The sequence below is a fragment of the Embleya sp. NBC_00888 genome, from assembly GCF_045207655.1.
GTDB lineage: Bacteria > Actinomycetota > Actinomycetes > Streptomycetales > Streptomycetaceae > Embleya.
In genome coordinates, this window is record NZ_CP108785.1 from 1,979,169 (window position 1) to 2,001,520 (window position 22,352).

Genomic DNA, 22,352 nt, shown 5'->3' on the forward strand with positions numbered 1-22,352 from the left:
GTACGGTATGGGCTCCCAGAGGACCTGTCCAGATCCCAGGAGGAAATAAAGTGCGCAACCGCGAATCGTGGGACGCCACCGGTCCGGCGGACCTGGTCCTCACCGGAGGACGCGTCCACACGTTCGACGCGCGGGACCGGTCCGCGACCGCCATCGCGGTCACCGGGGGCCGCGTCGCCCGGGTCGGCGACGACACCGAAGTGGCCCCACTGATCGGCCGCGACACCCGGGTGATCCGCCTGCGCGGCCACGCGGTCCTGCCCGGGATCAACGACTCCCACCTGCACGGTGTCTGGCTCGGCGCGATGTGGCCGCACTTCCTGATGGAGCAACTCACCGGCGGCGCGGACGCGGGTACGCCGGGCCCGCACGCGGGCACGCCCGCGCCGACACCCGCCCTGCGCAGCGCGGCCGAGCGCCGGGACGCCATCGTGCGCACCCACGACCTGCTGGCCACGCTGGGCGTGACCAGCTACACCGAACCGGGCCTGGGTCCGGGCGAGGACGCCGGCGCGACCGGGTGCTTCGGCTCCGCCGCGCTCACCGACTACGCGGAACTGGCCGCGTACGGGCGGCTCACCGCGCGCGTCACGGCGCTGCTGCTCTTCGGCGAACTGGACGGCCCCGGTTCGGCGGACGCCTTCGCCACCGGACTGCGCGAGTTCGCCGCCCCGGCCGACGTGCCGGGCTGGTTCCGGGTGGCCGGGGTGAAGATCTTCGCGGACGGCATCCCGCCGATGCGCAGCGCCTGGGTGTGCGAGCCGTACCCCGACGGGTCACACGGTTCGCTGCTGATCGACGGCGACTCGGCCGAGAGACGCCGGCAGCGGCTCGCCGGGATGATCGACATCGCGCACGCGGCCGGACATCAGATCGGCGTGCACTCCACCGGCGACCGCAGTTCCGCCGCGGTCGTCTCCGCGCTGCGCGCGGCGCTCGCCCGCGATCCCCGCCCGGCCCGGCACTACCTCATCCACGGCGACCTGCTGCATCCCACCACGCTGGCCGAGATGGCGGCGGCCGGCATCGGCCTGAACACCCAGCCCGGCATCGCGGTGGCCACCCGCAACCTGCTCCACGACACGCTGAGCCCGCAGGCCCTCGCCCGCATGTGCCCCACCCGCGACGCGCTCGACGCGGGCATCGATGTGTGCCTCAGCTCGGACTCCCCGGTACTGACCCCCGACTGGCGCCGCGGGGTGGTCGCCGCGGTCACCCGGACCGGCGTCGACGGTACCGTCTGCGGCCCCGAGCAACGCCTGGCCCTGCGCGAGGCGTTGCGCGCGTACACCACCACGCCCGCCCGCCAGGACGGCGCCGAGTCCTGGAAGGGCTCGCTCGAACCGGGCAAGGCGGCCGACCTGTGCGTCCTCGCCGCCGACCCCCTGGAATCCGAGGTCACCGCCCTCCCCGAGATCCCGATCACCCTCACCATCGTCGACGGCCGAGTGGTGCACGAACACCCCTGACCAACCCACACCCCACTCCAACGAACCACCGACACGGCTGCCCACCCCGGCAACAAGGGCACGGCCCGGTAACGGCGCGACGATGGCCGTGCAACGGGCCGGCGGGGGCGGCGCGGCGCGGGGGCGGCGCGGCGCGGGGGCGGCGCGGCGCGGGGGCGGCGCGGCGCGGGGGCGGCGCGGCGCGGGGGCGGCGCGGCGCGGGGGCGGCGCGGCGCGGGGGCGGCGCGGCGCGGGGGCGGCGCGGCGCGGGGGCGGCGCGGCGCGGGGGCGGCGCGGCGCGGGGGCGGCGCGGCGCGGGGGCGGCGCGGCGCGGGGGCGGCGCGGCGCGGGGGCGGCGCGGCGCGGGGGCGGCGCGGCGCGGGGGCGGCGCGGCGCGGGGGCGGCGCGGCGCGGGGGCGGCGGCGGGGTGACGCGGGTGGGGCGAGGGCGAAGGGTGTCGGGGGGCGGCGGTGTCGGCAGCGCGGCGATCCCCCACCGCGAGGAGAACCCCGACCCGGACTCCGAAGCCGTGGTCGTGATCGCCCGCAGCACCCGGGAGGCCATCGTGGTCAACCTTCCCGGCCTCCACCCCCGCCTCGACAACCCGCCGACGTGACCCTCGTCCACCCGCGTTCAGAGCCGCCGTGAGGTTCCCCGGGTCGCCCCCGCGTGCCACGTCGTACCTCCACTCGCCGGGCCTCGGCCGAGGCCGAACGCCGTCACCGCGCCGATCAGGCCCAGGACGATCAGGGTGATTCCGGCGAGCACGGCCAGCACCGTAGTGCTCGACACGGGGGCGGCGATCAGCACGATGCCCGCGGCGATGTCCACGAACCCGAAGAAGATCACCCAGCCACGGCCCGGCAGGCTCTTGTGCACGACACCGCCCGCGAGTTCGGCCAGGCCCCGGACGAGCCAGCCGATGCCGATCCAGATCGCCAGCACCGTGACCGAGCGCGAGCCGCCGCCCAGACACAGGACACCGAACACCACCGACACCAGACCGCTGACGATCAGCACCGCCCGCATGCCGCCCGAGAACAGCCCGCCGACCCCCAAAACCACCTGGATCAGGCCGCTGACCAGCAGGTACAGCCCGAACAGGATCGCGACCACACGCACGGTCTGGGTCGGCCAGGCCAGCACCACCACGCCGAGGACCACCGAGGCGACCGCGAGCACGAGCAGTACCCGCGGCGGGCCGACCGACCCCCACTCGGATCCCGGCGACCGGGACCGAAGACCACGCGACATCGGAGACATCGTTCCTCCCGGCGTTCGACGTCCGCACCCACCTGGATCCGGCGAGCGGTCCCCCGCCCACTCCCATCCACCGTCGCACGCACGCCACGAGTACGCCCGCCCATGCGGAATGAGCGCACGGGCCTCGGCGGCCACCCGCTCCGGGACGGGCGCACGCCGACCGCCCTCCGACCTCGCCTTCACCCCGGGACCGGCCGGGCTCCACACCGCCGGCTCCACACCGCCGGCTCCACACCGCCGGCTCCACACCGCGGGCGGCTCGCCCGGCACGTCCCGGGGCCCGCGGCGGCACGTCGGCGCGTCGGCCCGTCCGTCACCGGCCGGCCCACGGCGCCGGGGGATGCGGTAAACGACAGGCCGGACACGAGAACCTGGGTACCGCTTGCGGCAGTTGGCGGGTGGTACGAGCCCATTCCCGGACCAGCGAATCGAACACCGGCGTCGCGCCCATGCCGATCGACCACACTCGCGCCGACACGGGGGCACATCCATACGATCCCGCGCACGGCCCACTGGGGCGCGTCGTCGTCAACCTCGACTCGTCATCCATGCCCCCCTTGATAGTTCGGGAGGGGCACCAGCCGAGGCCGTCGGCGCACGCGCCACCCGATCAGGTGACAACCGCGCCCCGAACGTGTGGTTCACGACAGCGGGATCCCGGCCGCTCACGGTGGGTTCGCCGGGGCCACCCCGACAGCGCGGCCCTTCGACGACGGGGCCGCGTGCCGGGGTCGACGCGCGTCAACCCAGAAGCTTGACCGCCTGGTAGTACGTCCACGCCGTGCCGTTGCAGGTGGCCCGGGCCACCGCGCCGTAAGGGGCACACACGCGCTTGAGGTCCTCGTAGAGGGCACTGTCCACCCGCGCCTTGTTCGCCGCGAACGTGCCCGCCGCCTTGTAGTTGCGGTACCCGAAGTCGTGCCGGGCGCAGGAGTTCTGGAACGGGAAGCCGAACGGGTTATCAGGCGAACTGGAGCAGTAGTCCGTGGACCAGTCGAAGCCGTAGGCCGACCAGGATCCCTGGTTCTGCCGCGCCGAGTTCCAGGCGTTGTAGCTGTTCACGCTCGTCTGGGTCCAACTGGACAAGACCTGCGGCTTGTCCGCCGGGGCGGCCTGGGCCGGTGTGGTCACACCGACTCCGGCAACGACCGCCGTCGCGGTGGCGGCAAGGACTGTGGTCAGCCGACGCATCGAATACCTCCAGATTGCCGACGCTCCCTCGATGGGACGTCGGGGACAGGGGTGTGCAGCCGAACTCCGAGCTCGAGCCCTCGAACTCCCCATCGCGGTCCGGAAAGACGGGCCGGACAACGGTGGGCGAGCGGAGAGCGAAGACCATCCCACAGCACGAAGGAGCCGGCCGTCCACAATCCGGCCGTCCCCAATCGAGAATTCATCCGCCTCGCGTCTCCCGTTCGCCACGATCCACGTCGGCGACACGTTGCGCGCATCTACGCGCGGAGCCGGCGTCGACGCGGCTCCGCATCGGCCGGGCGTCCCCGTGACCCGCCCGCCCCACCGGCCCGCGACGCGCCCGAGTCCGCGCCCAGACCCGTCCCGCCGCCGCGCTGCGCCGCCATCGCCCGGCGCGACACCGCGGTGATCTCGGCGATCCGGCGCTGGGAGACATCGGCGGTGAGAATGGTTTGCGAGCCGTGGAACGTGCCCGCCCATTGGCGCAGTTCGACCGATACGCCCGCCTCCGACAGGCGCATCGCGTAGCCGATGCCGTCGTCGCGGACCGGATCGAGCTCGGCCGTGGCGACATAGGTGGGCGGCAGGCCGGACAGGTCGTGGGCACGGGCGTTGCGACTGATGGGTTTCGCCGTCGAGTTGCCGGTCCGGGTCGTCGCCGTCCGGGGGGAGGGCACCGCGACGATCGGGCGCCGCGAGCGCAAGAAGGCCCAGACGCGCCGAGTCCTGGCCGATGCCGCGCCGCGCCTGTTCCTGGAGCGCGGCTACGACGACGTCGGCGTCCGCGAAGTGGCGGAGGCGGCGGATGTCTCGCTCTGGGCCGCGCCCCCGCGGACACCCCGTCCACCTGAGCCGGTACCGTTGACGGGACACGTGAGGTACGTGATCGCCGCCGCGACAAGGGAGGTTGATGAATATGGCCCGCCGGGAGCTTATTCGTCATGCCCTTGTCCGGGTCGCGCGCTCGTCGTAGCCGGCCCGGTCGTCCCGAACGACCAGGAGTTTCGCGTGTCTTCATCTTCTTTTCCCGCAGGTACGGACCTGACCACCGATCGCCTCGTCCTGCGGCCGTGGTCCGCCGACGAGCTCGCCGCCGTTCTCGGTGACGTGCGGTCGGCGGACTGGGCGGAGGACTTCCCCGCCGAGGGCGATCAGGTCATCGCCGGCGTCGTCGCCGAACAGTCGGATGTGCCGCGGCGGTACGGGCACCGCCAGATCGTCGAGCGAACCACCGGGCTCGTGGTCGGCAGCATCAGCCTGCTCTGGCCGCCGAACGACGGCGCTCTGGAGATCGGTTACGGCGTCGTCGCCTCGCGGCGCGGCCGAGGCTACGCCGCCGAGGCCACCCGGGCCCTGGTCGCGTACGCGTTGACCTCACCGCAGGTGGACATCGTGTACGCCGACGTCGAACTGTCGAACCCGGCCTCGATCCGCGTGTTGGAGAAGGCCGGATTGCGGCGCTGGAGCGGCGACGCGACAACGGCCCGCTTCCGCGCCACGGCACCGGAACCGAACCGGCGGCGGCCGTAGTCGATCGGGCCGGCGGCGGCACCATCCGCCGCCGGCCCCCGGCCCGCCCGGTTCACCGACCACCGAGCCCACGTCACGACTTTCCCGCGCTACTTCTGCTCGGCGAGCCACTGGTCGAACGTGGTCGGCGCGATTCGCGCGCCCTCGCCGGGCAGCATCGCGTCGCCCGCCATCGCCGGGCCGAACATGCCGGACCACGTCGGCACCAGCCGCACCGAGCGGCCACGCGCGGCGAGCGTGCGCCGGGCCATGTCGACCAGGTCCTGCGGGTCGGGCCCGGCGACGTCGGCGTAGCGCCCGCGCGGCTGACCGATCGCGACCTCGGCCAGCACGTCGGCCACGTCCGCGGGCGCGATCGGCCGCACCAACAGTGGCGCGATCGTGGCGACACCATCCTGCTCGGTCCAGCTCGTCACCATCTCGGCGAAGTCGTGGAACTGCGTGGCCGGCACGATCGTCCACGGCACCGTCCCCTCGGCCACCAGGCGCTCCTGCTCGCGCTTGCCCGCGTAGTGCGCGTTGCCCTCGACCCGGTCGATCCCGACGATCGAGAGCAGCACGTGGTGCCGGACAGCGGCGCGCTTCCCGGCGGCCAGCAGGTTCCGCGTCGTGGTGCCGAAGTAGGCCACCGTCTCGGCCGGGTCGACGGCCGGCCCGTTGGTCGCGTCGACGACCGCCTCCACGCCGGCCAGGGCGTCGTCGAGGCCGTCACCGGTGGTCAGGTCGACACCGAGCGAGCGGCTGATCCGCACCGTCTCGTGCCCGTCCCGCTCGAGCGCGGCGACGGTGAGCGCCCCGATGTTTCCCGTCGCGCCGGCGATTGCGATCCGCATGATCATCTCTTTCTCTCGCTGCCAGGAACCCGGACGCTATCACGGACTAAATGGGTCCACAAAGTCTGCGATAGACTCGAGGCATGAAGCTGCCCGGGAGTACCGAATGGGTCCTGCACTGCGCCACCACGCTGGCCCAACTCGATCCCGGGACCAGCGCGTCGACGACCCAACTCGCGCAGTACTACGACCTGCCGGCGCCCTACCTCGCCAAGCAGCTCAAGACCCTGGTCCGGGCCGGCCTGTTGTCCGCGACCACCGGTCCCAGAGGCGGATTTCGGCTCGCCCGACCCGCCACCGAGATCACGCTCCTGCACATCGTCGAGGCCGTGGACGGCACTTCCTCGCCGTACGAGTGCCGGGAGATCCGGCAGCAGGGGCGCGGTGCGCTGCCGGCCGACGAATGCCGGCGGGACTGCATCCTCGCCGCGAAGATGGCCGAGGCGCACCAGGCGTGGCAGCACAGCCTGGCCGGCGTCAGCCTCGCCGACATCGTCGCCGACCTGCCCCCCACCGCACCGGCCCGCACCCGGCTGCGCCTGACCGGCACGGCGTAGGGCGGGTCTTCGATCCCGTCGGACTCCACGACGGGGGATCGAAGACCGCCCCGGCCGCCGAGCCCGCACGAACGCGAGGCGGGACGTCGTGACGCCGAAGCCCCGCGTGAACCCGCGAATCGGGCGGTGCCGGAACGGCGTCGGGCGGGGTGCCGGCCCGACACCCCGCCCGATCCCGCACCCCGGCCGGGTTCAGCCGCGCCCGCCCCCGCCCGCCCCGCGCTCGCCGGCGTTCGCGGACGGGATCGCCGTACCCGCGTCCCGGACCAGCGTCACGGTGTCGATCTGCGCACCGGTGGCGCTGAGCGTGCGGATGGTCATCGTGGTCTCGCGCCCGGCGGCGGCCGGACGGACGTCGACCGCGATGAAGGCGTTGCCGCGAAAACGCACGCGCGACCACTCGACGGTCTCGTCGAGCCTGGCGCCCTTGACGTGGAAACCACCCTTGACCGCGTCGGTGACGTCGGCGGGACCGCCCGCGTAGGTCTCCGGCGCGGAGAACTCGTAACCACTCTTCCCACCTCTGCCCACGGTCAGGTAGGTGATGCCGTCGGTCGCGGGCCGGATCCGGTCGCCGATCGCGGCACGGCGCGTGCGCACACCGCCGCGCATCGGATCGGCCCGCTCGTAGACGTGGTTGTGCCCGTTGATCACGAGGTCGACCTGATAGCGGTCGAACAACGGGATCCGCTCCTCCCGGATCGCGCCGTCCGAGACGTGGTCGGTCGCCGTGCAGTACGCGCGGTGGTGGAAGAAGGCGACGATGAAGTCGATCCCGGGAGTACGCCGCAGTCGGGCCGACTCCCCGGCCGGCCAGGTCGTCTGCGCGCCGGACGTGTAGCCGCGGTTGTGCGGGATCTCGTGCGAGATGTCGTTGGCGTCCAGGCTCACCACCGCGACGTTGCCATAGCTGAAGCCGTACGTGGCGTGCGCGTTGCGCGGCCCGTTGCCGGGCAGGTGCCGGCGGGCGAGGTGACCGCCGTAGCCGTCCGGCGAGTACAACGCCTCCATGTCGTGGTTGCCCATCGCGACCATCCACGGCACCGACGCGGCGACGGGGTCGATCATCCGCAGGTATTCGTCCCACACCTCCGGCTGAAGCTTGTCCGCGCCCTCCGCGCTGTGGTGGCTGGACGGCAGTCCCGCGCCGGACGCGGCGTACGAGATGTCGCCCGCCGGCAGGTGGAACACCGGATTCTGCCGGAGCATCAGCGTCTGGTTGGCGGCGGCGCCGAACTCCACGCCCTCGTCGCCGAACGCGGTGAAGGTGAACGGTTCCGGCACGCCGCCGGCCGCCGGTGCGGTACGAAACGAACCGACGGTCGCGGCAACGGAGTTCGAGTCGAGGCCGTCGTGGCCGAGCGCGTAGTGGTAGCGCGTGCCGGGGTCGAGCCCGTCCAGCGCGGCATGCAGGTGGTACTGGTCGTGGTCGAAATAGGCCGAGGCGGGATTGTCGGCGTACTCGATCAGGTGTGAGTGCAGGTGCCGGATCTCGGCCGGCACCACCTGGTCCAGTTGCCCCGGCGAGGTGCCCAGGCGCAGGTACGGCCGGCGCACCGGCTGCGGCACCTGCCGGCTCATCGCCGCCTGGCTGCGCGGGTCCGCGCCCAGTGCGAGGTGGCGGCCGGCGGGCTTGAGCGCGTTCCCGTCGACGTAGTTCGTGCCCGAGAGCAGGGAGGGCGCGCGGCGCACGCCGGCCGACGAGGTGCCGAACAGCGGGACGGCCGCCGCGCCGAGGCCGATCGCGGTGAGCACGCTGCGGCGCGAGAGGGTACGGCGCCGGCTGCGCAGGTATTCGTGCTGTTCGTCGACGACGATCGTGAGTATGCAAGACGGGCGGGCCGCGAATCCGGCCGAAGATCAACCTTCGGCGGGAATCGCCCCATGGTTCCCGCGCGATGGTCCCAGGGTTCACCAAGCTCCGGCGATACTCGCCGGCGACCACGACCCGACTACGCGGCGTAGCGGTTCGGCGGTCCGTGGTCGGGTGACGCCGCGAGCCGGCAGGGCCCATGGCGTGCCGAACCGGCCCCGCCGACGTGACGTCGGGAGGCCGGTCGGCTCGGGTCCGGTGTCAACGACCGTGGTCGCGGGGCGATCGTGCGCCGTCGCGCCCGCCCCGGCCGCGAGCTAGCGTGGAGGGGAGGGAGCATGCTCATGCGCTGCCAGTCCTGTGGATACGAGAACCCGGTAGGCACTGCCGAATGTGCGCGGTGCGGGGCGACACCGGCTCCGCTCTCGACGCCGGTGGGCCCGGTCCCGGCGGTGGGAACGGCCGAGCACGTGCCGCATCGGCGGGCCGGGGACCTGCCGGGGCACGGCAGGGAGTTCACCGGCGTCGTGCGCGATTTCCGGATCCGCCGCGAGCGGCGGATCGACGACCTCGACGCCGACCTGGAGGTCTGGAGCTTCCATGTCCAGCGTCGGGACGCGGACGGCGAGCGGCTCGTGCCGGTGCCCGTGGAGATGCGCGGCCTGTGCTTCGCGGGCACGGTCAGCGAGGGGGACGAGATACGGGTCGGCGGCACCTGGCGGGACGGCGCCCTGCACGCCGAGGAGCTCGACGACCTCACCACCGGTGCCCGGGTGCGCGCCAAGGCCTCGCGCCGCGTGCGCTCGGTGCTCGTGGCGGTGGGCTTCATCCTCTTCGTGATCGTCGCCGGCTTCGTTCTCACCGCGGTGATCTCCTTCTGACCGACCCGCGAACGGCCTGACCGACCCGCGAACGGCCGGCGGACGCGGTGACCGGGCGGACCGGCGCGGTGGATGCGGCCGTCACGGTGGATGTGGCCCACGTCACACAACGCGGCCGAGGTCTCACGGTGTCACGCAGGTGTGAACCGAACTCCTTGCGGGACCGAGCTGTCGGTCGTGATACCCGTGTTCAACGAGTCGCGGCGGCTGCCGGCGACGCTGGTCACCGTGCTCGACCATCTCCGGGACAGCGGGATCGACTGGGAACTGGTCGTCTCCGACGACGGATCCACCGACGATACGTACGCCATCGCCACGGCGGCGGCCCGGCACGAGCCCAGGGTGCGCGTCGTGCGGCACCCGAGCAACCGCGGCAAGGGACACGCGGTACGCCGGGGCGTCGAGGTCACGCGCGGGCACCGGGTCCTGGTGTGCGACGCGGATCTGGCGACCCCGATCGCCGAGTTGGCTCGGCTCCAAGCCGCGTTGGACGACGGCTTCGACGCCGCGATCGGCTCGCGCGGCGAGGCGTTCGCGGTGGCCCGGCCGCCGATCCGGCGCGTGTTGTCCGACGTCGGGAGCCGGCTGATCCGGGCGGTCGCGCTGCCCGGCACCGTGGACACCCAGTGCGGGTTCAAGCTGTTCGACGGCGCCAAGGCGCGCGCCGCGTTCGCGCGCGCGGACGTGGACGGATGGGCGTTCGACATCGAGGTGCTCCGGCTCTTCCTCGGCTGCGGTTGGAGCTTCGTCGAGGTGCCGGTGGCGTGGACCCATCAGAGCGGCTCGAAGCTCCGGCCGGGCCACTGCCTGGAGGTGCTCACCGACCTGGCCCGAGTGCGCCTGCGGCACGGCCGTCCGGGGCGCGCCGGGAACCCGTCGGCGCGGATGCGGCGGCCGGCGGGCGGTGCCGGCTCGCCCCGCGACCCTTTCCCGCTGCCGCTGCCGCCGAGGCGGGCGGCGTGACCGCGGTACGCGACGTGGCCGCGCCGCCGCGCCCGCCCGCGCTCCCCCGGCTCCCCCGGCTCTCCCGGCTCCCCCGGCTCCCCCGCTCCGGACGGGTCGCCGACGCGCTCGCGTGCGGCACATATCTGGCGGCAGCGCTGCTGCTGTACCGGGGGCTGTGGGCGGGTGGCCCGGCCGGGCGCTACCTCGTGGACAGCGGTCAGGACCAGCGCCAGTGGGAGTGGTTCTTCGCGGTGACCGCGCGTGCCGTGGCGCACGGCGAGAACCCGCTGACCACGACGCTGCAGAACCACCCCGACGGGGTGAATCTGATGGCGAACACCTCGATGCCGGGCCTGTCCATCCCGCTCGCCCCGATCACCTGGCTGTTCGGACCGTCCGCGACCTGGGCCGTCGTGCTCACCCTCGGGCTGGCCGCGACCGCCGCCGCCTGGTACTACCTGATCTCCCGTCACCTGGTCGCCTCGCGCCCGGCCGCCGCCCTCGGCGGGGCCTTCTGCGCGTTCGCCCCGCCGATGGTCTCGCACGCCAACGCGCACCCCAACCTGGCCGTACTGTTCGTCCTCCCGTTGATCATCGATCGCCTGATCCGGGTCGCCGGCGGTCGTCGGCCGATCCGCGACGGCGTGCTCCTCGGTCTGTTGACCACGTATCAGATCTTCCTCGGCGAGGAGGCGCTGCTGCTGGCCGCGACCGGCATCGCGCTGTTCGCGCCGACCTACGCGTGCGTCGCGCCGGGGGCCGCGCGCGCCGCCCTGCCGCACCTGGCCCGCGGGGTCGGGGTCGGCGCGGCGCTGTGCGGTGTCCTGGTCGCGTATCCGTTGTGGTGGCAGTTCACCGGCCCGCAGAGCTATACGAACCTGCTGCACGGCCCGGCCGGCAACGACCTCGCGGCGCTCACCGCGTACGCCGACCGTTCGCTCGCCGGCGACATCGACGTCTCCGCCCGCCTGTCGATGAACCGGACCGAGGAGAACGCGTTCTTCGGCTGGCCGCTGCTCGTGCTGGCCGTCGCGATCACCGTCGCACTGTGGCGGACGGCCCTGACCAAGGCCCTCGCGGCCGTCCTGGTCGGTGCCGCGCTGTTCTCCCTCGGCCCGGAGATCATCGTCGACGGCGAGGCCACCGGGATCTTCGGCCCGTGGAAACTGCTCGGGCAACTCCCGCTGTACGAATCGGTGTTGGAGAGCCGGTTCACCATGGTGTGTGTGCCGGTGTTGGGCATCCTGCTCGCCCTGGGCGCACAGGCCGCCGGCCGCGCGGGTGACCGGCGGATCCGCCTGCTGTGGTTCGTCGTGGTCGTCCAGGCGCTGTTGCCGCTGCTGCCCCAGCCCCTGGCCACCGCGCCGCGCGAGCCGACGCCGGCGTTCTTCGCGGACGGGACCTGGCGCCGCTTCACCGGTCCCGGCCGGGCCATCGTGACCGTACCGCTGCCCGACCCCGGCGACGCGCGCGCGTTGACCTGGCAGGTCGACGCGGGGCTGGGCTTCCCGCTCGCCGAGGGCTACTTCGTCGGCCCGTTCGGGCCGGACCGGCTCGGCGGCTACGGCGCGGTCACCAGGGCCACCTCGCAGCTGTTGCGCGAGGTGCGCGACGGCGGGGTCGTACCGGAGGTGAGCGACGCGGACCGTGCCCAGGCCCGCGCGGACCTCGCCTTCTGGCGTGCGGACGCGGTGGTGCTCGGGCCGCACGACCGCCAGGAGGCGCTGCGCGGCACGCTCGACCGGCTGCTCGGTCCGGGCGTCCCGATCGGCGGGGTGTGGTTGTGGGACGTGCGGGCGGGAGGTGCGGCCGGTGCCGGCTGAGCAGGTGACTCCGTACCGAACCGGGGAGGGCGAGATCGCGGTCGGTGGGGAGGCGGGACAATCGCCGACGGGTGTCGGCGCGAGAACGGAGGCCGGTCGGGTGCGGGCGACCGACGAGCACGCGTACACCGAGTACGTCTCCGCCCGGCTGCCCGCGCTGCGCCGGGTCGCGCATCTGCTGTGCGGGGATCCACACCGCGCCGACGACATCGTGCAGAACACGATCACGCGCCTGTACGTGCATTGGCGGCGCGCGGCGGCGGCGGACGATATCGACCGGTACGTACACCGGATGCTGGTCCGCGCGTTCCTCAACGAACGCCGGCTGGCCTGGGCTCGGGTCCGACTCGTCGGCGCTCCCCAGGACACACCGCTGCCGGCCGCGCCCCCGGGGCCGGACGTGGAGACGCGCGACGCGGTCCGCATCGCGCTCTCCCGGGTGCCGCCTCGGCAACGGGTCGTCCTGGTGCTGCGTTTCCTGTGCGATCTGCCGGTCGCCGAGGTCGCGGACATCCTCGGCAGATCGCAGGGCACGGTGAAGAGTCAGACCGCGTTGGGACTGACGCGGCTGCGCACACTGTTGGACGGGCCGGTCGTGGCCCGCTGGGAAGGGGAGTAGACCGGCCATGGACACCGACGAGCAAGAGGGCGCCCGACTGCTTGGCGCGTTGCGCGGGACGCCGTGGACCGAGTCCGACGAGCCCGGCGTCGACGTCGCGCGTGCGATCCGGGACGGCCGGCGGACGATCCGGGTTCGGCGTGCGCTCACGGTGGCGGGCGGTGCGATCGCCGTCGCGCTGGTGGTGCTGATGACCGTGTTGGTGGTCGCGCCGACGCACGACAACGGGACCGGGCCGGCCTCCGGCGGCGCGTTCGACGTTCGGGAACGGGCGTTCCGGGTCGGCTCGGCGGGCGGCTACACGCCCGTGTCCTACGAGACCGGCAAGTTCCGCCAGCGGGTCGTGTTGGGCGTGGAGAAGCCGAACGGCCCGGCGGAGTTGAGCGCGACGCGGGCGATGGTGACGATGTACGCGCCGGGCCGGCTCCCGGGGGGCGAGCCTCCGCTCGGCACGCCTGCCCCACCGGTGAACGGACACGCGGCCGTGTGGCCGGCCGGCCCCGAACCGTCGGCGGATCGCCTCGAGTTGCTCTGGCAGTGGGCACCGAACGCGTGGGCGGTCGCCACGCTCGCCGGTCCGGCCGCCGACGCCGAACGTGTCCACCACGTGGCCGAAAGCGTCGTGCCGGGGGTTCGCCAACCGGCGCGCGGTCCGGTGTCGCTGGATCGGGCCGTGCTCACGGCGGGTGAACACCTGATCGCGGTGGTGGCTCCGATGGGCAAGACCACCGGGTCGCCGCGCTACTCGCTGCGCTACGGCACCGTGGACCCGCCGGGCGCGGAGGGCACCGAGCCGGCCTGGTTCGAGGTGGGCGTGGGCGACCGGCCGCCCGGGGTCGACGAGCGACGGCTCGAGCAGGTCACCCGGTCGGACGGGGCCTTCGTCGAATTCGATCCGACTGTCGCTCAGGACCGCTCGGCCTCGATCCTGGCCGCCGTGCGGGTGGGTGAGATTCCGTCGACCGGCCCCACCGGGCCGACGCGCACACCGCCGTCGCCGACCTACTCGGAACCGCCGTCGGATGCGCCCTCCTCGATCCTGGAGGCGACCGAGACGGCCGGTTCGCCGAGCGGGACCGCGACCATGTCGGCGGCGACCGGCGCGAGTACGGGTTCCACCTCGACCACGTCGGCTTCCTCGACCACTGCCCCGGCTTCGACCTCCACCTCGAATGGGCCGACGACACCTCCGAGTTCGTGGGCTCCGTGAGTGGGGACGGGGTGAGATCCCGCTCCCCCCGCAGCGCCCGGCCCGGCTGCGACTAGAGCTTCGCCTTCGGGTTGTTCAGGCAGCCGCTGGAGATCGTCACATGCAGGATCACCGTGTCCGGGCCGGACTTCGACCGCTCACGGGTCGATGCGATCCGGACGCCGGCCGGAGTGCCCCTCTTCGACAGGGACGCCGACACCGAGGCGGAGTCGTCGCGAGGCACGGTGCGCTCCGTCGGCATCCAACCGCGCATCTGCAACTGACCGACCATCAGGTCCTGGATCTCCGCAGGCGAGCGGCGGTCGGTCGGCGGCAGCGTCACGTCGAGCGAATGCCTGGTGCGGATCAGGTTCTCCTTGCGACTGTTCAGCAACTGCCGGTCACCGCAGGCGTCCTCCCGCATCCTGCTCAGGGGCTCGTACCGGGGAAACACCGCGTCGAAGGCGCCCTCGACGTCGGGGTTGGCCGTCGCGAACGCCTCGTCGACCGTCATGTCCGAGTCGGGCGCCCGCGTTCCGCAACCGGTCAGCGTCGACAGCGCGACAACGGCGAGAAGGCATCCGGCGGTTCCGGTCGACCACTTCATCCCGCTCCTCCGAACACCTCGCGTCCCGGTACCGAACGACGGCCGGTGTCGTGACCCAGCACACGTCGTCGCGGCCTCGACCGATCCCTACCCGCGAAGGGCGGGGTCTGCGCATCCCGGGCACGATCGGCGACCGCGGATGTCCCGTTCCACCCGAAACCAACTCTCCGGCAAAACATCCGATTTCGCCCCCCGCGCGCGAGACCGCGGGCCGGTCACGGGCGGCGGATGTCACCGCCTCCGGCCGGAGTCCCGTGCAGGTCGTGGAAGTCCTCCTCCCACCGGTTCCGGGCGTAGCGTCGGCCGACCGGGGTCTCCCACCACAACATGTCCTTGGCCAGGCGGACATGGTCGAGGGCGATGCCTCTGCGGCGCAGCAGGGGCATGAGCGTGCGCAGGTGGGCGGCCAACTCGTCGACTGTGCCGGCCTCGACGGCGGCGTCGAAGCGGGTGCGTTGTCGCCGTTGCACGAGGGTCCGCTCGGGCGCGATCAGCAGCGACAGGTCCCGGCAGGCGGCGCCGATCGAGGTGCCGTCCGGGCGGTGCGGCGAGGTCCCGGTCGTTCCCTGGTGGAGCAGGTACAGCGTGACCACTCGGCAGACGGTCCGGGTCGCGCGGCGTGGTTCGAGGGTGTGCGGCAGGTGAGCGGTGATCGGCTCCACGGCCGACGCCGACAGGCGGGCGTCGGCGCCGGGGGAAAAGCGTCCGGCCAGGGTGCGATCGCCGTGTACGCGGAGCAGAAACGCGTGCAGGGCGTGCTCCCAGGGCGCCCAGTAGGCGGAGACGCGCGCGATCGACGGCGCCGTCATCGCGCGCACCACGTCGTGAAAGCCATGCCGTCGTCCTTACTGCCGTCGTCCACCGACCGAAGACGAAACGACACCGACCCCGGCCGGCGTCGCCCTGTCCCCATGAAGACGCACGACGGTCCCCGCGTGTGACACAAACCCTCGACCCGGTCGCCGTCACACCGCGTCGCGCGGGGCAGGTGGGCTCGTCAGGGTGTTCAGCCACGCGGTGATGGTGGTGAAGTCGCTTTCGGTGAGGCCCGGGCGGGGGTCGACACGGTGGAGGAGGGCGGGGCCCTTGTGGTGGGCGGCGACCCATGCTCGGTCGGTGTCGGTGACCTCGTCGTCGATCCAGACGAACGGGCGGCCCGCCGCCCGGAGTACGAGTGTGCGGGTCTTCCAATGCAGGCCGTCGCGCTCGTCCTGGTCGTCGATGGCGGACTGCTCCGGCCAGATCACCACGGCGAGTTCCGGTAGACCGATCCGAGGGGAGATGTATCGGTTCGCCTCCTCCATCCACGCCGTGGCCCAGAGCAGCTCGCACGCCAGCCCCAGCAGTCGCGATCCGTGCTCCGGATCGGCCCTGGCCAGAAGGGGGTTCGCGTCGGCGTCCAAGCGCTCCGGATCCGAACCATGGGTCGGATACTCGGCCGCCCCGAAGGGAAGCAGCGGTCCATCGACGTCGAGGAAGCGCAGCGGACGCTGCACGGAGCCGGTCACGACCGCACGATAGCGACCCAGCCCCCACGGACCGACCGGCAGGCCGAACCGGGCCGGACGGGCACTCAGTGGTCCAGGTACGCCAACACCGCCAGGACCCGTCGGTTGTCGCTGTCGGACGGCTGGAGATCGAGCTTGGTGAAGATACTCCCGATGTGCTTGGCGACCGCCTTCTCGGTGATGAACAGGCCCTCGGCGATGCCCGCGTTGGAGCGGCCCTGGGCCAACCATTCCAACACCTCGCGTTCGCGCGGGGTCAGGCTGCCCAGGTGGGTGTCGCGGTCCTTGCCGGTGAGCAGTTGGGAGACCACGTGCGGGTCCATCGCGGTGCCGCCGTCGGCCACCCGTCGGATGGTGTCGACGAACTGTCCGCCGTCGAAGACGCGGTCCTTGAGGATGTAGCCGACTCCGCCCGCGCCGTCGGCGAGCAATTCGTGGGCGTACAGCGGCTCGACGTATTGGGACAGCAGCAGTACGGGCAGCCCCGGCATCCGGCGGCGGGCTTCGAGGGCCGCGCGGAGGCCGTCGTCGGTGAACGTCGGGGGCAGCCGGACGTCCACGATCGCGACGTCGGGTCGCAGTCCGGTGAGTGCGGTCAGCAGGTCCGGCCCGCTCTCCACGGCGGCGACGACGTCGTGGCCGTACGCCCGGAGCAGTCGGATCACGCCGTCCCGGAGGAGGAAGTGATCTTCGGCGAGGACGATGCGCACACGATCTCCATGGTCACCAGGGTCGGGCCGTTCGGCGGGCTGTGTACGGCCAGGACCCCGTCGAAGGCGGCGAGCCGTCGCTGGACGCCTCGAAGTCCGCTCCCCCGGTTGACGTCCGCGCCGCCTCGGCCGTCGTCGGTGATCTCGACGCGCAGCAGCCCGCGATCGTAGTGGATGGCGAGGTCGACCCGCTCGGCGCCCGAATGTTTCACGGCGTTGGTCAGGACCTCCGAGACGGCGAAGTACACGGCCGACTCCACCGGCGCCTCCACCCGCCCCGGCAGATCGACGGTGACGCGCACGTCGAGCGGGCAGACCATGGCGAGTGAGCGTACGGCGTCGCCCAGGCCCCGGTCGGCCAGGATCGGTGGGTGGATCCCGTGCACCAGGTCACGCAGTTCCGCCAGCGCGGCGGACGAGGATTCGCGTGCCTGGACCAGCAGTTCGCGCACCGCGGCGGGATCGCTGTCGAGCAGGTGCTCGGCGGCGCCCAGCGTCATGCCCATCGCGACCAGGCGGGCCTGGGCGCCGTCGTGCAGGTCGCGCTCGATCCGCCGGATCTCGGCCGAACGGGTGTCGGCCGCCTCGGACCGCGTGGCGGTGAGGTGTTCGATGCGGTGCGCCATCAGCGCCTTCTCGCCGGGCGCGAGCACGGCCCGGAGGTACCGGGCGTGCAGGCGTACCGAACGCGGTGCCAGCCACAGGGCCAACGGCAGTTGGAGCAGCCCGAGCACACCCGCCAGGGTGGCGGTGGCCTGCCCCTTGATCGGGATGAACAGATACCACAGGCCGTCCCACTCCTGTGTCCACGCGACCCCGTGGAACGCCAGGGCGATCGCCCACAGGCCACCGAGGATCAGCGCGCTGGGACCGACCGCGATCAGCGCACCGACGATCGGGTCGATCGCCACCCACAACCAGTCACGCCATGTCTGCGGATCCCGGACGATCCACCGGAGCCGCGCGAGGAGACCTCGCAGGCCGGGGGTCCGCGCGGGCGCCGGGGCGTAGTGGGCCGGGATCCGCACTCCGGACCACCGATGGGCCAACTCGCGCTGCCGGTCCGCCAGTCGCCGGACCGCGCACACGACGGGCGCGAGCAACGGCAGGCCCAGACCGGTACCGAGCAACAGCACGACCAGCGAGAGCGCCAACGACAGGAGCGTCGCCACGAACGACAGCCCCCACAACGCCACCGATCGCCCCACGGCCACCAACCCCGCGCGGAGCCGATGACCCTCGCCCGTCCCCCGCGACCGAGTCCCGCCGCCGTGCCCCGTGTGATTCATCCGTCGTGCGCCTCTCGATGCGATTCGGTACGTCGGCCCATGGGCTGTGGCCAGTATGCGGTGGCCCGGTGCGGTCTGTCGGTAGAGGAATGTCCCCTCTCGGCGGCCGAATCGCAGGGATTGTCGGGAACACGCGATTCCTGAAGACACGCCCTGGCCCGCGACCCGGCGGGTGATCCACCCATCTGCCTCGGCGCGGGGACAGGTCGGAGCGGCAGGCTCTATTCTCGAACACATGTCCGAACAACCCGAATCACTGCCCGCCCGCCTGTTGCCGTTGCTCGACTTCCAGCTCGGGTTCGAGCGTGCCCATCTCGCCTGCCTCCGGGCGGCCGAACTCGGCGACGAGGAAGCGCTGCACCGGGGCCGGGCCGCCCGCCTGCACGCCATGCGAGCCCTGATCACCGCCCGCGCCGCCGCGGGCGCCGACAGCGCCCCCGATCGCGACGTGCTCAAGCTCGCCGCCCTGGCGGCCCTCGCCCGGGAGTCCTCCGAGGCCACCTGACGACGACAACGGCGCGAGCCGAGTGCGTCCGACGGCCGCCGCGTCAGCCCGTCTTCCGGCGCGGCCGCGTCGTCGTGGTCTTCTTCGCCGAGGCGCGGCCGGTAGCGGCCTTCGCCGACGCCCGGGTCTTCGTCGTCGCGGGCGCCTTGGTATCGGTGCGCTTCGCCGGCTTGGGATGGTCCTTCTCGGCGGCCTCGACGCTCGCGGTCAACACCGACATCAGGTCGACCACATTGCTCTCGCCGGTCGAGCGCGCGGCGACCTCGTCGGGGTGGGCACCGGTGGCCTTGGCCTCGACCAGGGCGTCCAGGGCGCGCTGATAGTCGTCCTGCACGTCGCCCAGGTCGAAGTCCTCACTGAGGGTGTCCATCAGCGAGGCCGCCATCTTCAGCTCCTGGGGGCGGATGGTGACGTTCTCCGTGGGGGCGATGCCCTCGGGGGCCCGGAGTTCGTCCGGCCACAACATGGTCTGGAGGGTGAGGAGGTCGCCCCGGGCGCGGACCAGCGCCAGGCTCTCCCGCGTGGACAGCGTGATCTTGGTGACCGCGGCCCTGGACTGCCCGGCCAGGGCCTGTCTGATCAGCACGTACGGCTTGGTCGCCGCCGGCGTCGCGGGCCCCAGGTAGTAGGGCTTGGACAGTGTCAACGGGTCGATCCCGGCCTCGTCGACGAAGGCCAGGACGTCGACGACCTTCTTGCTCGGCAGCGGCAGCTCGGCCATGTCCTCGTCCGTGAGGACGACCTGACGACCGTCCGAGGACTCGTACGCCTTGGCGATGTCCGCATAGGCGACCTCCTCGCCCTCCAGCTCGCACACCCGCTTGTACCGGATCCGGCCACCGTCCTCCCGATGCACCTGATGGCCTGGCGAGCGATGCTCGGACACCGCCGAGTAAAGCTGGACCGGGATGCTCACCAGCCCGAACGAAATGGCACCCTTCCACGACGCCCGCATACCGACCTCTGACCGTTTTGATGGGAAATGACCATCTTCAACGGTAGGCCGGCCGCCGCCTCGGCGCCTCGACCCAGCGCGGCGCGGTCCTGCGCCTCGACGGCGGCGCGAAAGTGTGCCGCGGTGTCCATCACGTCTCCTCGTACTCATGAATATGACTAGTCACTTTCTTGAGTATGATGCCGGGACGGCGGATGCCTGGAAAGACGATCGGAAGGGACGCTGCGATGGCCTTGCGGCATGCCGTACTGGCGGCGCTGCTGGACGGCGAGTACAGCGGCTATCAACTGGCCAAGGCGTTCGACATCGGCGTCGCGAACTTCTGGCACGCACTGCCCCAGCAGCTCTACGCCGAGTTGGCCAGGCTGGAGAAGGAGGGCCTGGTCACCGGTCGGCAGGTGATCCAGGAGACGCGGCCCAACAAGCGCCTGTTCCGGGTCTCCGACGCGGGCCTGGCCGAGTTGGAGCGGTTCGCGGCGGCGGTGTCCAAGCCGTCCTTCATCCGCGACGACCTGGCGGTCAAGGTCCAGGCCGTCGACTACGTCGCCACCGGGCCGATGATCGCCCACCTCGAGGAGCGCGCGTCCGCCGCCGAGGCCCGGATCGCGCTCTTCGGCGACCTGCTGCGCCGGATGCGCGGCGATCTGGACGAGGAGGAGTTCCTCCTCCGCGGCGAGCGGATCGGGCCCTACCTGACCTGCGTCCGCGGCCTGGCCTTCGAACGAGGCAACCGGGACTGGTGCCTGCGCGTCGCGGGCGTCCTCCGGGAGAGGGAAAGGCGAACGACCCATGTCCACACCCCACGGTGAACACCCGAAACCCGTGACGTACGCACGCTATGTCGCCTTGGGCGACAGCCAGACCGAAGGGCTGGGCGACGGAGACGACGCCACCGGCCTGCGCGGGTGGGCCGACCGCCTCGCCGAGCGACTCGCGGTCGCCAACCCCTCCCTCCGGTACGCGAACCTGGCCGTACGCGGACGGGTCGCGGAACAGGTCCGCGCCGAACAACTCGGACCCGCGCTGGCCCTGCGACCGGATCTGGCCACCGTCCTCGCCGGGGTCAACGACCTGCTCCGGCCTCGATTCGACGCGGCGGAGGTGGTCGCCCACCTGGAGGAGATGTTCGCCGCGCTCACCGCCTCCGGGGCCCGGGTCGCCACCGCCACCTTCCCCGACGTCGGCCGGATCGCGCCGCTCGCCCGACCGCTGCGGCCACGCGTGCTCGATCTCAACGCCCGGATCCGCGCGGCCGCCGCCCGCCATCACGTCACGGTCGCCGAAACGGCGTACCCTCCCGTCACCACCGACCCGAGGTTGTGGAGCCGGGACCGGCTGCACGCCAGTCCCCTGGGCCACGACCGCATCGCCGCGGCCATCGCCGACGCCCTGGGGCTTCCCGGCAGCGACGACACCTGGACGCTCCCGCTGCCCCCGCTGCCGACCCCGACCGGACCGCGAGCCGCGGTGGCCGAGGTGCGCTGGGGCGCCGCGTTCCTCGGGCCGTGGCTGGTACGGCGGGTGCGCGGCCGCTCCTCCGGCGACGGCCGCACCGCGAAGCGGCCCGACCTCCTGCCGTGGACCGCCGCCCCCGACTCGCCCACGGTCCTCGGGCGGGTCGACCTCGCGACAGGCGGGGCGGGCGGTCTCGGCGCCGACGTGTGATCCCTCGGGTGTGTCGCGATGAGTTTTGGGTGGGCGAAACGGTCAAATCACTTGAGCACCGCCCGACCCCGCCCGACCCCGACCGGAAAGCAGGACGCCACCATGACGATCGGCACCCCCACCGTCGGATACGCCTCGGTGAACGGCATCGAGATGTATTACGAGTCGCACGGCATCGACGGGCCGCCGCTGGTGATCCTGCACGGTGGCGCCCAGACCATCGACCTGAGCTTCGCCGCACTGCTTCCCGCACTGACCGCCCGTCGGCGGGTGATCGCGGTCGAGTTCCAAGGCCACGGGCACACCGCGGACACCGACCGCGACATGTCCCTGGAGCTCTTCTCCGACGACGTCGTCGCGCTCCTCGACCGGCTGGGCATCGCCCGCGCCGACCTGCTGGGATACAGCCTCGGCGGCCTGGTCGCGCTGCGCACCGCCGTGCGGCACCCGGAGCGTGTCGACCGTCTGGTCCTGGTGTCGACGCACTACCGCCACGACGGCTATTACGCCGAGATCACCGCCCCCGAGCAGACCTCCGAGCGCCTGCCGACCGAGGACGACTTCAAGGCGATGGTCGAGGCATACGCCCGGGTCGCCCCCGACCCGACCCGCTTCGAGGCCACCCTGGCCAGGCTCCAGCCCCTGGCCCACGGCTTCGTCGAGTGGACCGAGGACGAGTTGCGCGCGATCACCGCCCCCACGCTCCTGGTCCTCGGCGACACCGACTTCATCCGACTGGAGCACGCCGTGCGCATGTACGAACTCATCCCGAACGCCCGGCTGGCGGTCCTCCCGGGCACCACGCACATGGGCGCGATCACGCGCGCCGATCTGCTGATCCCGATGATCGAGGCGTTCGCCCCGACGAACCCCTGACGACACGCCGGCCGCGGCGACCCGCGCGGTCGTCGTGCTGGCCCGGCGTCGGCGGGTGGCGACGGATCGGCCGAGCGTCGACAGGTCGGGGTAGGGGTGGGGTGGGTCAGCCGTTCGCCGGGCGTGCCGGGCGCATCCGGCG

General features: G+C 72.6%; 24 protein-coding genes and 1 pseudogene. 14 read left to right on the forward strand and 11 right to left on the reverse strand.

The features are described from left to right. Window positions 1–50: 50 nt before the first annotated feature. Both OG948_RS42935 and OG948_RS42940 read left to right on the forward strand, forming a co-directional pair. The gene (locus OG948_RS42935) at window positions 51–1,469 is read left to right on the forward strand and encodes an amidohydrolase family protein (protein ID WP_331770407.1); all 1,419 of its coding nucleotides are present in this window, start codon (window positions 51–53) and stop codon (window positions 1,467–1,469) included. 433 nt (window positions 1,470–1,902) lie between these two features. Next, window positions 1,903–2,064, forward strand: a complete 162-nt coding sequence (locus tag OG948_RS42940; protein WP_331770408.1) for a hypothetical protein — start codon at window positions 1,903–1,905, stop codon at window positions 2,062–2,064. Window positions 2,065–2,081: 17 nt separating this feature from the next. Here the strand turns inward: OG948_RS42940 and OG948_RS42945 are convergent, their stop codons facing one another. The 3 genes from OG948_RS42945 to OG948_RS42955 form a co-directional block, all read right to left on the reverse strand. Next, window positions 2,082–2,702, reverse strand: coding sequence for a DUF308 domain-containing protein (locus OG948_RS42945; protein ID WP_331770409.1), 621 nt, complete (start codon window positions 2,700–2,702; stop codon window positions 2,082–2,084). Between the two features lie 750 nt (window positions 2,703–3,452). Then, window positions 3,453–3,902, reverse strand: a complete 450-nt coding sequence (locus OG948_RS42950) for a phospholipase (RefSeq protein ID WP_331770410.1) — start codon at window positions 3,900–3,902, stop codon at window positions 3,453–3,455. A gap of 260 nt (window positions 3,903–4,162) precedes the next feature. Then, window positions 4,163–4,582 (reverse strand): alpha/beta hydrolase fold domain-containing protein, encoded by a 420-nt coding sequence (locus OG948_RS42955; protein WP_406300594.1) that lies wholly within the window; start codon window positions 4,580–4,582, stop codon window positions 4,163–4,165. Here OG948_RS42955 and OG948_RS42960 point away from each other — a divergent pair. Together OG948_RS42960 and OG948_RS42965 are read left to right on the forward strand one after the other, a co-directional pair. Further along, window positions 4,527–4,721: pseudogene (locus OG948_RS42960) on the forward strand (TetR family transcriptional regulator); the annotation flags it as partial. The gene OG948_RS42955 and the pseudogene OG948_RS42960 overlap by 56 nt on opposite strands. Before the next feature lie 66 nt (window positions 4,722–4,787). Continuing rightward, entirely contained in the window at window positions 4,788–5,435 is a 648-nt protein-coding gene (locus tag OG948_RS42965; protein WP_406300894.1) for a GNAT family N-acetyltransferase, read from the forward strand. 89 nt (window positions 5,436–5,524) lie between these two features. Here OG948_RS42965 and OG948_RS42970 read toward each other — a convergent pair whose 3' ends face one another. Then, window positions 5,525–6,268, reverse strand: coding sequence for an NAD(P)H-binding protein (locus OG948_RS42970; RefSeq protein ID WP_331770411.1), 744 nt, complete (start codon window positions 6,266–6,268; stop codon window positions 5,525–5,527). 83 nt (window positions 6,269–6,351) lie between these two features. Here OG948_RS42970 and OG948_RS42975 point away from each other — a divergent pair, with 83 nt between their 5' ends. After that, entirely contained in the window at window positions 6,352–6,825 is a 474-nt protein-coding gene (locus tag OG948_RS42975) for an Rrf2 family transcriptional regulator (protein WP_331770412.1), read from the forward strand. Between the two features lie 192 nt (window positions 6,826–7,017). Here OG948_RS42975 and OG948_RS42980 read toward each other — a convergent pair whose 3' ends face one another. Continuing rightward, window positions 7,018–8,580 (reverse strand): metallophosphoesterase family protein, encoded by a 1,563-nt coding sequence (locus OG948_RS42980; RefSeq protein ID WP_331770413.1) that lies wholly within the window; start codon window positions 8,578–8,580, stop codon window positions 7,018–7,020. 510 nt (window positions 8,581–9,090) lie between these two features. Here OG948_RS42980 and OG948_RS42985 point away from each other — a divergent pair. The 5 genes from OG948_RS42985 to OG948_RS43005 all read left to right on the forward strand — a co-directional run bounded on the left by OG948_RS42985 (window position 9,091) and on the right by OG948_RS43005 (window position 14,116). Further along, the gene (locus tag OG948_RS42985) at window positions 9,091–9,519 is read left to right on the forward strand and encodes a hypothetical protein (protein WP_331770414.1); all 429 of its coding nucleotides are present in this window, start codon (window positions 9,091–9,093) and stop codon (window positions 9,517–9,519) included. A 186-nt stretch (window positions 9,520–9,705) separates the two neighbouring features. Further along, a complete protein-coding gene (locus OG948_RS42990; RefSeq protein WP_331770415.1) occupies window positions 9,706–10,482 on the forward strand; it encodes a glycosyltransferase in 777 nt (258 codons plus the stop codon). Next, window positions 10,479–12,287: a glycosyl transferase gene (locus OG948_RS42995; protein WP_331770416.1), complete on the forward strand. Its 1,809-nt coding sequence runs from the start codon at window positions 10,479–10,481 to the stop codon at window positions 12,285–12,287. Before OG948_RS42990 ends, OG948_RS42995 begins: the two co-directional genes overlap by 4 nt. 100 nt (window positions 12,288–12,387) lie before the next feature. Next, on the forward strand, window positions 12,388–12,906 hold the full coding sequence (locus tag OG948_RS43000; protein WP_331770417.1) for a SigE family RNA polymerase sigma factor: 519 nt from the start codon (window positions 12,388–12,390) through the stop codon (window positions 12,904–12,906). 7 nt (window positions 12,907–12,913) lie between these two features. Then, the gene (locus OG948_RS43005) at window positions 12,914–14,116 is read left to right on the forward strand and encodes a hypothetical protein (RefSeq protein ID WP_331770418.1); all 1,203 of its coding nucleotides are present in this window, start codon (window positions 12,914–12,916) and stop codon (window positions 14,114–14,116) included. A 52-nt stretch (window positions 14,117–14,168) separates the two neighbouring features. Here the strand turns inward: OG948_RS43005 and OG948_RS43010 are convergent, their stop codons facing one another. The 5 genes from OG948_RS43010 to OG948_RS43030 form a co-directional block, all read right to left on the reverse strand. Beyond that, a complete protein-coding gene (locus OG948_RS43010) occupies window positions 14,169–14,702 on the reverse strand; it encodes a hypothetical protein (RefSeq protein ID WP_331770419.1) in 534 nt (177 codons plus the stop codon). A gap of 215 nt (window positions 14,703–14,917) precedes the next feature. Then, complete coding sequence (gene casB / locus OG948_RS43015) at window positions 14,918–15,511, reverse strand: type I-E CRISPR-associated protein Cse2/CasB (protein WP_331770420.1); 594 nt, start codon at window positions 15,509–15,511, stop codon at window positions 14,918–14,920. Between the two features lie 156 nt (window positions 15,512–15,667). Continuing rightward, complete coding sequence (locus OG948_RS43020) at window positions 15,668–16,210, reverse strand: hypothetical protein (protein WP_331770421.1); 543 nt, start codon at window positions 16,208–16,210, stop codon at window positions 15,668–15,670. A 65-nt stretch (window positions 16,211–16,275) separates the two neighbouring features. Further along, on the reverse strand, window positions 16,276–16,920 hold the full coding sequence (locus OG948_RS43025; protein ID WP_331770422.1) for a response regulator transcription factor: 645 nt from the start codon (window positions 16,918–16,920) through the stop codon (window positions 16,276–16,278). Then, a complete protein-coding gene (locus OG948_RS43030) occupies window positions 16,872–18,128 on the reverse strand; it encodes a sensor domain-containing protein (RefSeq protein ID WP_331770423.1) in 1,257 nt (418 codons plus the stop codon). Before OG948_RS43030 ends, OG948_RS43025 begins: the two co-directional genes overlap by 49 nt. A 316-nt stretch (window positions 18,129–18,444) precedes the next feature. Between OG948_RS43030 and OG948_RS43035 the strand changes: the two genes are divergently transcribed. After that, the gene (locus tag OG948_RS43035; RefSeq protein WP_331770424.1) at window positions 18,445–18,714 is read left to right on the forward strand and encodes a hypothetical protein; all 270 of its coding nucleotides are present in this window, start codon (window positions 18,445–18,447) and stop codon (window positions 18,712–18,714) included. Window positions 18,715–18,757: 43 nt separating this feature from the next. Here the strand turns inward: OG948_RS43035 and OG948_RS43040 are convergent, their stop codons facing one another. After that, on the reverse strand, window positions 18,758–19,669 hold the full coding sequence (locus OG948_RS43040; protein WP_331770425.1) for a Ku protein: 912 nt from the start codon (window positions 19,667–19,669) through the stop codon (window positions 18,758–18,760). A 227-nt stretch (window positions 19,670–19,896) separates the two neighbouring features. Here OG948_RS43040 and OG948_RS43045 point away from each other — a divergent pair, with 227 nt between their 5' ends. The 3 genes from OG948_RS43045 (at window position 19,897) to OG948_RS43055 (ending at window position 22,210) form a co-directional block, all read left to right on the forward strand. Further along, window positions 19,897–20,478 carry a PadR family transcriptional regulator gene (locus OG948_RS43045; protein ID WP_331770426.1) on the forward strand — a complete coding sequence of 194 codons (582 nt, stop codon included), beginning with the start codon at window positions 19,897–19,899 and terminating at the stop codon, window positions 20,476–20,478. Beyond that, the gene (locus OG948_RS43050; protein WP_331770427.1) at window positions 20,459–21,334 is read left to right on the forward strand and encodes an SGNH/GDSL hydrolase family protein; all 876 of its coding nucleotides are present in this window, start codon (window positions 20,459–20,461) and stop codon (window positions 21,332–21,334) included. The genes OG948_RS43045 and OG948_RS43050 overlap by 20 nt, the downstream gene beginning before the upstream one ends. Window positions 21,335–21,436: 102 nt before the next feature. Beyond that, window positions 21,437–22,210 carry an alpha/beta hydrolase gene (locus OG948_RS43055; protein ID WP_331770428.1) on the forward strand — a complete coding sequence of 258 codons (774 nt, stop codon included), beginning with the start codon at window positions 21,437–21,439 and terminating at the stop codon, window positions 22,208–22,210. Window positions 22,211–22,352 lie beyond the last annotated feature (142 nt).